Origin of the sequence: Nocardioides sp. (genome assembly GCF_050699375.1) — a bacterium.
Taxonomy (GTDB): domain Bacteria; phylum Actinomycetota; class Actinomycetes; order Propionibacteriales; family Nocardioidaceae; genus Nocardioides.
In genome coordinates this window covers 45,801-58,101 of sequence record NZ_JBOHDN010000400.1, presented here as the reverse complement: position 1 = coordinate 58,101, position 12,301 = coordinate 45,801, and the positions used below count along the sequence as shown (strand labels likewise).

The 12,301-nt window shown below is 68.3% G+C and carries 13 protein-coding genes; 9 read left to right on the top strand and 4 right to left on the bottom strand.

What is annotated here, in order from left to right; genetic code table 11:
- The first annotated feature begins 210 nt into the window (after positions 1-210).
- The 4 genes from ACRDPS_RS26255 to ACRDPS_RS26240 are packed head-to-tail and all read left to right on the top strand — an operon-like array spanning position 211 to position 4,182.
- The gene (locus tag ACRDPS_RS26255) at positions 211-1,272 is read left to right on the top strand and encodes an ABC transporter substrate-binding protein (RefSeq protein ID WP_431504615.1); all 1,062 of its coding nucleotides are present in this window, start codon (positions 211-213) and stop codon (positions 1,270-1,272) included.
- Positions 1,272-2,123 carry an ABC transporter permease gene (locus ACRDPS_RS26250; protein ID WP_431504614.1) on the top strand — a complete coding sequence of 284 codons (852 nt, stop codon included), beginning with the start codon at positions 1,272-1,274 and terminating at the stop codon, positions 2,121-2,123. The genes ACRDPS_RS26255 and ACRDPS_RS26250 overlap by 1 nt, the downstream gene beginning before the upstream one ends.
- A complete protein-coding gene (locus tag ACRDPS_RS26245) occupies positions 2,096-2,839 on the top strand; it encodes an ABC transporter ATP-binding protein (protein ID WP_431504613.1) in 744 nt (247 codons plus the stop codon). Before ACRDPS_RS26250 ends, ACRDPS_RS26245 begins: the two co-directional genes overlap by 28 nt.
- Entirely contained in the window at positions 2,839-4,182 is a 1,344-nt protein-coding gene (locus ACRDPS_RS26240; protein ID WP_431504612.1) for an LLM class flavin-dependent oxidoreductase, read from the top strand. Before ACRDPS_RS26245 ends, ACRDPS_RS26240 begins: the two co-directional genes overlap by 1 nt.
- 144 nt (positions 4,183-4,326) lie before the next feature.
- On the opposite strand, the gene ACRDPS_RS26235 is transcribed toward ACRDPS_RS26240, so the two are convergent.
- The gene (locus ACRDPS_RS26235) at positions 4,327-5,415 is read right to left on the bottom strand and encodes an LCP family protein (RefSeq protein WP_431504611.1); all 1,089 of its coding nucleotides are present in this window, start codon (positions 5,413-5,415) and stop codon (positions 4,327-4,329) included.
- Between the two features lie 295 nt (positions 5,416-5,710).
- Between ACRDPS_RS26235 and ACRDPS_RS26230 the strand changes: the two genes are divergently transcribed.
- From ACRDPS_RS26230 to ACRDPS_RS26210, 5 genes are all read left to right on the top strand, one after another.
- On the top strand, positions 5,711-6,439 hold the full coding sequence (locus tag ACRDPS_RS26230; RefSeq protein ID WP_431504610.1) for a sensor histidine kinase: 729 nt from the start codon (positions 5,711-5,713) through the stop codon (positions 6,437-6,439).
- On the top strand, positions 6,423-7,100 hold the full coding sequence (locus ACRDPS_RS26225) for a response regulator (RefSeq protein WP_431504609.1): 678 nt from the start codon (positions 6,423-6,425) through the stop codon (positions 7,098-7,100). The genes ACRDPS_RS26230 and ACRDPS_RS26225 overlap by 17 nt, the downstream gene beginning before the upstream one ends.
- Positions 7,101-7,244: 144 nt before the next feature.
- Positions 7,245-8,762, top strand: coding sequence for a class I adenylate-forming enzyme family protein (locus ACRDPS_RS26220; protein ID WP_431504608.1), 1,518 nt, complete (start codon positions 7,245-7,247; stop codon positions 8,760-8,762).
- Positions 8,763-9,611: an SGNH/GDSL hydrolase family protein gene (locus tag ACRDPS_RS26215; RefSeq protein WP_431504607.1), complete on the top strand. Its 849-nt coding sequence runs from the start codon at positions 8,763-8,765 to the stop codon at positions 9,609-9,611.
- A 28-nt stretch (positions 9,612-9,639) separates the two neighbouring features.
- On the top strand, positions 9,640-10,035 hold the full coding sequence (locus tag ACRDPS_RS26210) for a holo-ACP synthase (RefSeq protein ID WP_431504606.1): 396 nt from the start codon (positions 9,640-9,642) through the stop codon (positions 10,033-10,035).
- A 259-nt stretch (positions 10,036-10,294) separates the two neighbouring features.
- Here ACRDPS_RS26210 and ACRDPS_RS26205 read toward each other — a convergent pair whose 3' ends face one another.
- From ACRDPS_RS26205 to nadE, 3 genes are read right to left on the bottom strand one after another with little or no spacing between them, the layout of a single operon-like run.
- Positions 10,295-10,615 (bottom strand): ArsR/SmtB family transcription factor, encoded by a 321-nt coding sequence (locus ACRDPS_RS26205; RefSeq protein WP_431504605.1) that lies wholly within the window; start codon positions 10,613-10,615, stop codon positions 10,295-10,297.
- Positions 10,616-10,620: 5 nt separating this feature from the next.
- Complete coding sequence (locus tag ACRDPS_RS26200) at positions 10,621-11,262, bottom strand: SRPBCC family protein (RefSeq protein WP_431504604.1); 642 nt, start codon at positions 11,260-11,262, stop codon at positions 10,621-10,623.
- 15 nt (positions 11,263-11,277) lie between these two features.
- Positions 11,278-12,270, bottom strand: a complete 993-nt coding sequence (gene nadE / locus ACRDPS_RS26195) for an NAD(+) synthase (RefSeq protein ID WP_431504603.1) — start codon at positions 12,268-12,270, stop codon at positions 11,278-11,280.
- Positions 12,271-12,301: the final 31 nt, after the last annotated feature.

The following is a 12,301-nucleotide window of genomic DNA, read 5'->3' as shown; positions in this document are numbered from 1 at the left end:
GGCCTGCATTTGTGACCTCTCGGCCTGCATTGCTGACTTCTCGGCCTGCAGGGCTGACGCTTCGGCCTGCAGAAGTGACGCTTCGGCCTGCAGAAGTGACGCCTCGGCCTGCAGAAGTGACCTCTCGGCAGTCTCAGGATCCGGAAGGATCTAAATAGTCAATCTAGACAGACTTACTCTGGTTTGGATGAATCGACCCAGAGGAGAGTCATGACGATCCGCCCCACGCCTCAGCGCTGCACCGTCATCGCCGCTGTGCTCGCGACCCTGCTCCTACCGCTGACGGCCTGTGGCGGAGCCGATGCCAGTGCCCCCAAGCTCGCCGCGGATGCGGCGCTCCCGGACAAGATCCCGGACGGGACCGTTCTGCGCCTGGGCATCCCGGACGCCGAGGTTGCGCTGAAGGCCTCCGGCCTCATCGACGAGGTCGAGGGCTATGAGATCGAGTGGGCCAACATCTCCGGTGGTCCCAAGAGTATCGAGGCCTTCCGTGCCGACGCGCTGGACGCGAGCACCGTCGCCGACATCCCGCCGCTGTTCGCGACCTGGACCGACACCCCGGTCAAGATCGTGGCGGTCACCGAGAACCCGGACCCGCTCGAGAACCCGATCTACGAGCTCGGCGTAGCGCCGAAGTCGAAGGTCGAGTCGCTGAAGGATCTGAAGGGCAAGAAGATCGCCTACTCGCCCGGGCAGGCGCAAGGCGCCCTGGTTCTCAAGGCACTCGACGCCGCGGGCCTCACCCAGAAGGACGTCGAGCTGGTCGAGATCCAGAGTGTCGACGACACCTTCGCCAACGCGCTCGCGGCCGACCAGGTCGACGTCGCTCCGCTCGGCGGCCCGCAACTGACGTCGTACCTCGCCAAGTACGGCCGCGACGGAGCCACCTCGATCAAGACCGGCATCCGTGACGACTCCATGCTCATCTACGGGCCCGAGGAGACCTTCGAGGACGCCAGCAAGGCGGCCGCGTTCAAGCACTTCCTGGGACTGTGGGTCAAGGCCGAGGAGTGGATCCGGAAGCACCCGGACGAGTGGGTCGAGGCCTACTACATCGATCACGAGGGGCTGAGCTTCGAGGACGGCAAGAAGGTCTTCGAGACCTCGGGCCAGACCATCATCCCGAAGGATTGGGACGCCTTCATCAAGCGTCACCAGGAGACCGCGGACATCCTCGTGAAGGAGCAGGGCCAGCCCGACATCGACGTCGACGACCTCTACGACCGTCGCTACGAGCCGGTCGTCGCCGAGGCGCTGAAGGGCGGTCGGTGATGGCCACCGCGGCAGTCGAGGCGCCGATCGCCGGCGCTGTACAGGGAAAGACGACCGACAAGCGTGTCGTACGCCGCCGCCTCGGCCCCGGGCCGCGGATCCCCGGCACGTTGTGGATCGGGCCGGTCCTCCTCCTGGGGCTGTGGTTCGTCGCCTCGGCGACCGGGCTGCTCGACCCTCGCACGCTGTCCGAGCCGTGGGTAGTGGTGGAGACCGCTCAGCAGCTGATCGCCGACGGACGGCTTCAGGATGCCCTGGCCACCTCCGCCTACCGGGCCTCGCTCGGACTGGTGATCGGTGTCGGCGTCGGGCTGGCGCTCGCGCTGGTCTCGGGGCTCAGCCGGGTCGGTGAGGCGGTGATCGACGGTCCGGTGCAGGTCAAGCGGGCCATCCCGAGCCTGGCGCTGATGCCGCTGCTGATCCTGTGGCTGGGGATCGGGGAGCCGATGAAGGTGATCACGATCGCCCTCGGCGTACTCATCCCGATCTACATCCACACCCACAACGGCCTGCGCGGCATCGACAGCCGCTACGCGGAGCTCGCTGAGACCGTCAGTCTGGGACGCGGCGCGTTCGTCCGGCACGTCGTGCTGCCGGGCGCGACCCCCGGGTTCCTGCTCGGTCTGCGGTTCGCGGTGCTGAACGCGCTGCTGTCGCTCGTGGTCGTCGAGCAGGTCAACGCGACCAGCGGCATCGGCCACATGATCACCCTCGCGTCCAGCTACGGCCAGACCGAGATCATCGTCGTCGGGCTGGTCGTCTACGCCCTGCTGGGCCTGGTCGCCGACGGCATCGTCCGCTTCATCGAGAGAAGGGCACTGGCATGGCGACGCACGCTGGAGAGTCACTGACGGATCGAGCCGTACGCGTCGAGGGGCTGCGCCGCAGCTTCTCGAAGGCCGGCGGTGTGATCAACGGGCTCGACCTCACCATCGCCCCGGGCGAGTTCGTGGCGCTGATCGGACGCTCGGGTTCCGGTAAGTCCACCCTGCTGCGGGCCCTGGCCGGCCTCGACCGTGAGGTCGCGGGATCGGGGGTCGTGGAGGTGCCCGAGCGGGTCTCGGTGGTCTTCCAGGACTCCAGGCTGTTGCCGTGGCGGCAGGTGCTGGACAACGTGATCCTGGGGCTTTCGGGTTCCGATGCCCGTGCCCGTGGCCTCCAGGCGCTCACCGAGGTCGGGCTCGAGGGCCGCGAGCAGGCCTGGCCGCACGAGCTCTCCGGCGGCGAGCAGCAGCGCGCGGCGCTGGCCCGATCGCTCGTACGCGACCCGCAGCTGCTCCTCGCCGACGAGCCGTTCGGCGCGCTGGACGCGCTGACGCGGATCAAGATGCACAAGCTGCTCAAGAAGCTGTACGCAGCCCACAACCCCGCGATCCTGCTGGTCACCCACGACGTCGACGAGGCGATCGCGCTCGCCGACCGGGTGATCGTGCTGGTCGACGGCGTCGTCGGGTCCGACATCCAGGTCGACCTGGGGGAGAAGCGGAGCCCCGGCGACCCGCGGTTCGCCGCGCTGCGGGCGCAACTGCTGGCCCAGCTCGGTGTGGTCGAGGAGGAGGTGGCCTGATGGGTTCTCGACGGCTCCACCTCAACCTGTTCATCCACGACACCGGTCATCACGAGGCTTCGTGGCGGCTGCCGTCGTCGGATCTGCGCGCCAACCTCTCGCTCGCGGCGCACCAGCATCTGGCCCGGGTGGCGGAGGCGGCGAAGTTCGACTCGCTGTTCCTGGCCGACTCCCCGGTGATGTTCGGTGACCCCGGGCGACGGCCGTCCGGGCGGATCGAGCCGACCGTACTGCTGTCCGCCCTGGCGGTCTCCACCCAGCGCATCGGCATGATCGCGACGGCCTCGACCTCGTACAACGAGCCTTTCAACCTCGCCCGGCGGCTCGCCTCGGTGGACCATCTCTCCGGTGGGCGCGCGGGATGGAACATCGTCACCACCGCGGGTGATGCGGCCGCTCGCAACTTCGGGCTGGAGGAGCAGCCGCTGCACAAGACCCGCTATGAGCGGGCCGACGAGTTCCTCGATGTCGCCACCAAGCTGTGGGACAGTTGGGCCGACGACGCGATCGTGGCCGACAAGGGCGCCGGGGTTCATGCGGTGCGTGACCGTGTCCGGGCGATCGCCCACTCCGGGACGTACTTCTCGGTGGACGGCCCACTCAACCTGGCGCGATCGCCGCAAGGGCATCCGTTGCTCGTCCAGGCCGGGTCGTCGGAGGACGGCAAGGAGTTCGCGGCCCGTTGGGCCGAGGCGATCTTCACCGCCCAGCCGACCCTGGCGGAGACCCAGGCGTTCTACGCCGACATCAAACGACGGGTCGTGGCTGCCGGCCGCAACCCGGACCACGTGCTGGTGCTGCCCGGGATCGTCCCGGTCCTGGGTGAGACCGAAGCGGAGGCTCGCGAGCTGGAGGCCGAGCTGGATCGGCTGATCGCGCCGGAGTACGCCGTCGCCCAGCTCGCTCAGCTGCTCCGGGTCTCGCCCGATCGGCTCTCGTTGGACGAGGAGCTGCCCGCCGATCTGCCGTCGGAGGACTCGATCGAGGGGGCGAAGAGTCGCTATACGCTCATCGTCGACTGGGCCCGGCGCGACCGGCTCACCGTGCGTGAGCTGATCGGGAAGCTCGGTGGCGGGCGCGGGCATCGCACCTTCGCCGGCACCCCTGTCCAGGTCGCCGACACCATCCAGCACTACTTTGAAAATGGTGCCGCGGACGGGTTCAACATCATGCCCGCCGTCCTGCCGTCGGGGCTCGACGCCTTCGCATCCTCGGTCGTGCCGATCCTGCAGGAGCGTGGGCTCTTTCGGACGGAGTACGCCGGGGTCACTCTTCGGGATCACTACGGGCTGCCCCGGCCGGGTAATCGGCTTGATTCGGGAGATGCGGGGGTTGCTTCTTAGGTCCTGGCTGCGGTGGTCGAGCCTGTCCGACGGGACATCTGTCGCCAGCATCGGCGTGCCTGCACAAGCCGAGGACACTTTGTGAATCGTTCACAAGCTGTCCTCGGCTTGTGCAGGCGACTACGACACCCACACTCAACAAGGTCAGCGAACGACGTCGGGCGTCATCAGGTCTTGGTTCTCCTCGGCCCACTCGTCCATCCGATCCTCGCGTACGGCGCGCCAGAGGTCTCGGTCGCGGGACGGGTCGAGGCGTACGACGGACTGGTCGCCGATCATGGCGGTGCCTTCGGTGGGGACGGTGAGGTAGTTGATGTCGGCGGTGCGCAGGTTGCGGAGGGAGGCGGCGAGCTTGGCCATCTGGGTGGTCGACCAGTCGTCGTCGACGGAGGCGTGCTTCGCGAAGAGGGCCAGGAGGTCGAGGACCTGCTCGGGGTTGGTGCGCAGCTCCTGGGCCAGGGCCTGCTCGAGCAGCGTACGGAGGAAGGCCTGTTGGCGGGCTACGCGGTCGAGGTCGCCCTCCTGGAGGCCGTAGCGCTGGCGTACGTAGAGCAGTGCCTGCTCGCCATCGAGATGGTGACGCCCGGCCTCCCAACGGATCCCGTGAGCGGAGTCATAGACGGTCTTCGGGATGTCGATGTCGACGCCGCCGACAGCGTCGGTCAGCGCCTCGAAGCCGTCCCAGTCGACGACGGCGAGGTGGTCGATGCGTACGTCGGTCATCGTCTCGACGGTCTCGACCGTGAGGCTGGGGCCGCCGAAGGAGTAGGCCCAGTTGACCTTGCCCTTCCCGTGCCTGGGGATGTCGACCCAGGAGTCGCGCGGGATCGAGACCACCGATGCGGCGCGGCGGTTGCCGTCGAGGTGGACGATCAGCATCGTGTCCGAGCGTGCCTGCCCGGGCTTCCAGCCGGGCGCTTCGGCACCGGTGGTGGCGGTGTCGGAGCGGGTGTCGGTGCCGAGGACCAGGATGTTCATCGCGTCCGCGGCGGTGCCGGCGGTGGGCCTGGCCGGCCGGTCGGTGAGCCCGGTGAAGGTGTCGGGGAGACGCTGGATGCTTCCCTCCACCTTCGCCTGGAGCCACAGGATGCCGGCCAGGGAGGCGACGCCCAGCAGGAGTACGCACACCAACAGCCCGATCAACGGCTTGCGGGCGCGACGGCGCCAGCCGGTCGTGGTCCCGTCCGCGTCATCCGACCTCGGTGGCTCAGGCGGGTGATCGAGGATGGCCATCTCAGTATCGGACCGGTGAGACCCAGTGCATTTGCCCGAGATGCTCGCCATTCCTCAATTTCAGGCACCACTCGGTAACGGATGGTAACCAAAAATGGGTAGTCAATACCCCGGGCGACTTGGTTGAGTATGGTCACTTTGCTGTACGGCGCTGTTGTCTGCCGGTCCGTGAGGCCGGTTCAAGCGTGTTGGCGTTACGCCGCGTTCGGGGGCACGCGACAGGGGACCGCTCGAGATTTCATCGGGGACTGGTCCGGCGATTGAAGAGAAAGTGACCCCGGGGAGAGCTGTGTCAATGTCAAGAGTCGGTGCGGACGAACGCGCCCGGCTGCACGAGGTCGCCTCCGCGCTGGCCGGAGTCCGCGCGGCGACCACCCTGCTGAACATGCCCAGAGACATGGCCGGAGACATGGGCAGCGACCTGGGGGACGAGCGTCGCGCCGCGATGGCGGCGATGGTTCAGGGCGAGCTGCAACGGCTCGAGCGGATGGTCCAGGAGCGACAGGACTCCACCGCTCCGCGATCCCAGGCGAGCTCCATGGACGAGACCGAGGTGGTCGATCTCGATGCCGTCGTCGGCACGCTGGTCCTCGCGCACGCGGCCAAGGGCACCGAGGTCGAGTGGAACCCCAGCCGGATGCTCGCGCTGGGCGACGCGGACCAGATGACCGAAGCCCTCAACGTCCTCCTCGACAACGCCGCATCCCATGGCGGCGGGTCCGCCCGGATCGAGATCGGTGCCGCCGACCACGGCGCGAGCTCGGTCGAGATCGCCGTCACCGACAACGGGCCGGGCATCGTCCCGGAGCTTCGCCGGCGGGTCTTCGCGTGGGGTGTCAAGGGCCCGCGGTCCGCCGGCCAGGGGATCGGCCTCCACCTCGCGCGCGACCTGATGGAGCGCCAGGGTGGCTACCTCGAGCTCGTCGAGGCCGGCGAGCGCACCACGTTCGTCCTCGGGATTCCGATGCTCGGCCGCGCCGACGACCGCAAGACCTCAGGGAGACGCAGTGGCGTCGCCGCGTAGACGGGTGAAGGTGGTCATCGTCGAGGACCACACTCTCTTCGCCGAGTCGCTGGAGCTCGCCCTCACCCTCGAGGGATACGACGCCCACCGCGTCGACCTGCCGGAGGTGCCGCCGTCCGAGGCCAAGCTCCACTCACTGATCATGCGCACCCAGCCGCGCATCGTGCTGCTCGACCTCGATCTGGGGCAGCACGGATCGGGCGTACGCCTCATCGCCCCGATCGCCCGGGCGGGTGCGGACGTCGTCGTCGTGACGGGTGCGACCGACCGGACCAGGTGGGGTCACGCCCTGCACGCCGGGGCCAGGACCGTGCTGCCCAAGACCGTGCCGCTCGGCGAGATCCTGGGGACCGTGCGTCGGCTCAACTACGGTCTGAGCGTGCTCGACGTCGAGGAGCGTGAGCGCCTGATCGGTGCGTGGGTGGGGCAGGAGCAGAACCTCATCGAGATCCGTGAACGGCTCACTCAGCTCTCCCGCAAGGAGTCCCAGGTGCTCGAGCACCTGATGGGCGGCTTCACGGTCGGTGACATCGCCAAGCTCCGCGTCGTCTCGGAAGCCACGGTGCGTACGCAGGTGAAGTCGATCCTCGCCAAGCTCGGTGTCTCCTCACAGATCGCAGCCGTCAGCATGGCCCACAAGGCCGAGTGGCGGGCCGCCTGAGTCCCAGGTCGGAGGCGGCCGGAGCGAGGCGTACTCAATTTCAGGCAGCCTTTTCTGACGGTCGATCATGCGCTGGGGGACCCGTGGGACGTTGCGGGAGCCGGGAACCTGTCCCGGACCTAGCATCCCGGGGGACGGGCCATCTTGAACACCGCCGACTTTCTTCTCGAGCAAGCGCCCGAGGACTCGATCGCCCTCTGCGAGTCGGGTCGCGAGTACACCTACGCCGAACTGCGGGCAGGGGTGTCCGCGCTCACCGAACGGCTCTCCCCGCTCGGCCTCACCCCGGGCTCATCGGTCGGGATCATGGCTCCCAACGGACTGTTCTGGGTCTCGGCCTACCTCGCAGCGCTCCGGATGGGTCTGGTGGTCGTGCCCCTGGCATCCACGCTGCCACCCGACGAGGTGGTGGCCAGGACGCACTGGGTCGGCGCTGACGCGCTCCTGGTCGGCCGGGCGCAGCTGAACACCCTGCGACACCTGCTTCCGACCGGCTTCCCTGTCATTGCCGAGGACCGGCTGGTCCCGAGCCCACGGACAGCGCCCTCGGTCCAGCTCTCGCCATCAATCGAGGTCGCACCGGACCAGGACGCGCTCTACATGTTCACCTCCGGCACCACGGGCGAGCCGCGCGCGGTCAGGATCACCCACCGCAACATCCAGGCGAACACCAACTCGATCCTTGCCTACCTCGGCGTCCAGCAGCACGACCGGATGCTCGTGGTGCTGCCGTTCACGTACGTCTTCGGGCTCTCGCTCCTGCACACCCACCTGCGCACCGGCGCCGCGATGGTCATGCAGTCGAGCTTCGTCTTCCCGCAGGCCGTGGTCGAGCGGATGGTCACCGAGCGCTGCACCGGGTTCGCCGGAGTGCCCTCGACGTTCGGGATGCTGCTGCGCAACAGCACCTTCGGCGACCGCGCGCTGCCCGCGCTGCGGACGATCCAGCAGGCCGGCGGACGGTTGGCCCCGGCGCTGCTCGAGCAGATGGCGATAGCGCAGCCGCAGGCGAAGGTGTTCGTGATGTACGGAGCGACCGAGGCGACCGCAAGGCTCGCCTACCTCCCGCCCGAGGAGCTGGGCAGGCGGGCGGGGTCGATCGGCCGGGGCATCCCCGGGGTTGATCTGAGGGTGCTCGACGAGGACGGGATCCCGGTCGGCCCCCACCAGGTGGGCGAGATCTGGGCCAGTGGCGCGAACATCTCGCCCGGCTACCTCGATGACCCCGAGGCCACGGCCCGCAAGATGCCAGGCGGGATGCTGCGTACGGGTGACCTGGCGGAGGTCGACGAGGACGGATTCGTCTATGTCGTCGACCGGGTGGAGGACTTCATCAAGTCATGGGGCCACCGGATCGCGAGCCAGGACGTCGAGTCGGCGGCGCTCTATCTACCCGATGTCGTCGCGGCCGCCGCAGTGGGTATCCCGGACGAGGCGGCCGGAGAGCGGGTCGAGCTGGTCGTCGTGAGACGGCGTGGCTCGGATCTGCGCGTGAGCGACGTGCTGGTGCACTGCCGCGGGCTGCTGGCCAAGCACATGGTCCCCGAGGTGGTCCGCTTCGTCGACGAGCTGCCGCTCAACGCGAACGGCAAGGTCGTCAAGCGTGACGTACGCGCGATGTGTCTGAAGGAAAGCGGTATGAGAACAGCGAAGGTGAGTTGAGTGGTGTCGATCAGAGAGGTTCCCCGGTCGGTCAAGCTGCTGGTCGGCGTGTGGTCCGGAGTGCTGGTGGTCGCGGTCGCGTTGGCCTCGGCCTGGTTGGTGAGGAGCCCAGGAATGAACGAGCCGGTCGCGGTCGAGAACCCGTCGGAGTCGGAGCTGCAGATTGCCGGAAAGACGACGGTGCTCTTCGGGCACCAGTCGGTCGGGATGAACATCCTCGACGGGGTCGCGGGCGTCTACGCCGCCGCTGACGTGGACGCTCCCGCGGTCGAGGAGGTCGCGGGATCCAGCGATGCCACCTTCAGGCACGTGTTCGTCGGGAGGAACGGCGATCCGCTCGGCAAGTTCGACTCCTTCGCCGCGGTGATGGGCGGCCCGGCCGGCGAGGAGGTCGACGTGGCGCTGATGAAGCTCTGCTATGTCGACATCAATGCCACCACCGATGTCGAGGCCGTCTTCGACGCCTATGTGGCGATGATGGCCGAGGTCGAGGACGCGCACCCGAGCACGACGTTCCTCTACACGACTGCGGCGCTGACCTCCGACCGGAACCTGAAGGGTCGGGTGAAGTCGGCGCTCGGCCGTGGTGACCGGATGGGGCCTGCCGACAACGTCGCCCGGGAGCGCTATAACGCGATGATCAGGGAGAAGTACGCGGCCACCGGCCGCCTCGTCGACATCGCCGCCGCGGAGTCGGCGGGCACTGACAAGCGCAGCCACGACGGCAACGCCTACTACGTCCTGAACAAGAACCTGACCTTCGACCGGGGACACCTCAACGAGGCCGGCTCCCGCGCTGTTGCGTCCGAGCTCCTCAAGGCGGTCGCGGCGCACAGTCCCGTCGCCTGAAACCCACCACTCGAGCGATGAGTATGCGATGAGCCTGCGCGGGGTCGGGATCGATGTCGCCGACATCAGACGGTTCGCGCGGCTCCTGGCTATGCGCGGCTCCGGGTTCGCGGTTCTGTGGTTCACCGAGGCGGAGATCGCCCAGTGCATGGCGACCGCGACCCCGGCCACGGCCTTCGCGATGAGGTACGCAGCCAAGGAGGCCGTCTGGAAGGCACTCGGTCCCGGCGAATGGTCGGGCTCGCTGCCGTGGCGCGGGATCAGCGTGCTGGAGGGCGCCTCCGGCCAGCTCGAGGTCACCCTCGAGGGTCCCGCCGCCGAGCTGGCGGCTCTGGGAGGAGTCACGGTGGTGCGCGTCGCGACCGTCCCCGGGCCCAAGATGGCCATCGCCACCGCGATGGCCGAGGGCGCCCCGACCCGCTGACCCTCGCCGACTCGGCGCAAATGTCCCACATTCAAGGCTCGAGTCGGCGCGTCTGTCCCACGAGAACCGGTCGAGTCGGCGCGTCTGTCCCACTCAGAACGGTCGAGTCGGCGCTAATGTCCCAAACCGTTGAGACATTAGCGCCGACTCGACCCGGATTCTTGGGACAGTTGCGCCGACTCGGCTCGGATTTTTGGGACAGTTGCGCCGACTCGCCCGGTTTTCGCGGGACATTAGCGCCGGGTCGGCGGAGGGGGCGTCAGTCCCGGCGGCCGCGGCGGATCTCGGTGTCGAGGGCGTCGAGGTGCTGGGTCCAGAAGTGGCGGAACGGGGTGAGCCAGGCGTCGACCTCGGCCATCGGGCCGGTGTCGAGGGAGTAGATCCGGCGGGTGCCGTCGGGGCGTACGTTGGCGAAGCCGTGCTCGCGCAGGACCTTGAGCTGCATCGAGACGGCGGGTTGGCGGATGCCGAACTCGGCCGAGATCGTCTCGACGACGTCGCCCGAGGTGAGGTCGTTGGCTGCCAGGAGCTCGAGGATGCGGCGGCGGACCGGGTCACCGAGGACGTCGAAGGCGTGCAAATGGGCTACTCCGGCATCGCGGTGTAGGCGGCTACGCACCGCTCGCCGGCCGCGCGTGCCTGGTCCGCGTCGGTGCCGAAGGCGATGTCGGCCTCGACCCAGGCCGCTGCGGAGCCCTTGGTGTGCTCGACCATCGCGGGCAGCGCCTCGGGCGACATCGGGTCCATCTTCTCGGCGTCGGGCGCCGACAGATGGACGGCCAGGCCGAGCAGCATCTGCTCCCAGCCGATGCCGACCGCGCTGGGGCCGAACTCCTTCCACTGCTCCGGGGGAACCGGGGCGGAGTGCTCGAGTCGGAGCAACGTACGGCCGCCGGAGCCGGACAGGGTGGCGTCGACCCAGGACATCATCTCGCCGTAGGCCCAGGTGATGGAGAGCAGCTTCGGCCGATCGCAGGCGAGGATCTCGCCGCCGGCGTTGCCCTCGAGCTGGTAGCGGCCACCGACCTCGAAGTCGCCGGTCACGGGCATCAGCCAGCGCGGGATGCGCTCCTTGGTGGTCAGTGCGTCCCAGACCTCGTCCGGGTCGGCGTCGTAGGACCGCTCGACGACGAGGACGCGCAGCTCCTCGCCGTCGCGGGTCGCGGTGGTCAGTGCGCGGTTCACGGCGCCGAGGTGGTCTGCGGGGATGAAGGGCGGTGTGGTCATGCCGCCGACGTTATATCAAGAAGTCTTGATATTCAACGGCACCTCGTCGACGAGCATCGGCGCGGCGTGGAGATAGGCGGTCGTACGCCGCTTCTGCTCGATGTCGCGGTAGACGCGCTCGACCTGCTCGAGCGTGAGGCCGGTGGCCTCGGTGACCTGCTCGGTCGGGATGCCGTTGTTGACGGCGTACAGGCACAGGTCCATGCGCTGGTAGGGGAGCGAGAAGTAGAACTCCTCCTGGGACTGCGGCATCGAGTAGGTGTCGGTGGTCGAGGGGCGCTCCTGGATCTCGGCCGGCACCCCGAGGTAGGACGCCAGCGCATAGACCTGGGACTTGTACAGGTGCGCGATCGGCTTGACGTCCGCGGCGCCGTCGCCGAGCTTCACGAAGAAGCCCTGGTCGTACTCCAGCCGGTTCGGGGTGCCGCCGACCAGGTAGTTGAGCCGGTCGGCGTGGAAGTACTCCAGCATCTTGCGGGTGCGCTGCTTGAAGTTGGTCGCGGCGACGATCTCCAGGTAGGCCGAGGAGGTCAGTCGATGGCTCGTGGTCGTGCCGTCGGGCGCCTGGACGACGACCGAGTAGATGCGGAACGCGTCGGAGTCGACCACGCTCGGGAGCACGATCTTCGACTTCCACCCGGGCCCGTAGCCCGGTACGACCGAGGCGATCGCGGCGTCGCGGCGGCGGTAGCAGCCCGTGGCCTCCAGCACCGGGGAGATGTCCTCGAGCACCGATTCGATGCCGAGGGAGTCGGTCAGCTTTGTGCTGAAGTCGAGGGTGTCGTCGGAGGACTCCGACTCGGGCATGTGCAGGCCGAAGACCCGCTCCGGACCGAGCGCGCGTACGGCCAACGCCGCCACGACGCTGGAGTCGATGCCGCCCGAGACCGCGACCACCACACCCTTGCGCTTGTTCCGCAGCGTGTAGGACTGGATCATCCCGCTGATCCTCGCCACCTCGGCCGCCTCGTCGAAGGCCAAAGTCTCCAGGCTGAATGTCGCTGTCATCTGCTTTCCTGTCATCTTCTGAGTCATCTCT

Bases quoted from the DNA above. Each gene is read 5' to 3' on its own strand.
- ACRDPS_RS26255 (WP_431504615.1), top strand. From the start codon at position 211: ATGACGATCCGCCCCACGCCTCAGCGCTGCACCGTCATCGCCGCTGTG.
- ACRDPS_RS26250 (WP_431504614.1), top strand. From the start codon at position 1,272: ATGGCCACCGCGGCAGTCGAGGCGCCGATCGCCGGCGCTGTACAGGGA.
- ACRDPS_RS26245 (WP_431504613.1), top strand. From the start codon at position 2,096: ATGGCGACGCACGCTGGAGAGTCACTGACGGATCGAGCCGTACGCGTC.
- ACRDPS_RS26240 (WP_431504612.1), top strand. From the start codon at position 2,839: ATGGGTTCTCGACGGCTCCACCTCAACCTGTTCATCCACGACACCGGT.
- ACRDPS_RS26235 (WP_431504611.1), bottom strand. From the start codon at position 5,415: ATGGCCATCCTCGATCACCCGCCTGAGCCACCGAGGTCGGATGACGCG.
- ACRDPS_RS26230 (WP_431504610.1), top strand. From the start codon at position 5,711: ATGTCAAGAGTCGGTGCGGACGAACGCGCCCGGCTGCACGAGGTCGCC.
- ACRDPS_RS26210 (WP_431504606.1), top strand. From the start codon at position 9,640: ATGAGCCTGCGCGGGGTCGGGATCGATGTCGCCGACATCAGACGGTTC.
- ACRDPS_RS26200 (WP_431504604.1), bottom strand. From the start codon at position 11,262: ATGACCACACCGCCCTTCATCCCCGCAGACCACCTCGGCGCCGTGAAC.
- nadE (WP_431504603.1), bottom strand. From the start codon at position 12,270: ATGACAGCGACATTCAGCCTGGAGACTTTGGCCTTCGACGAGGCGGCC.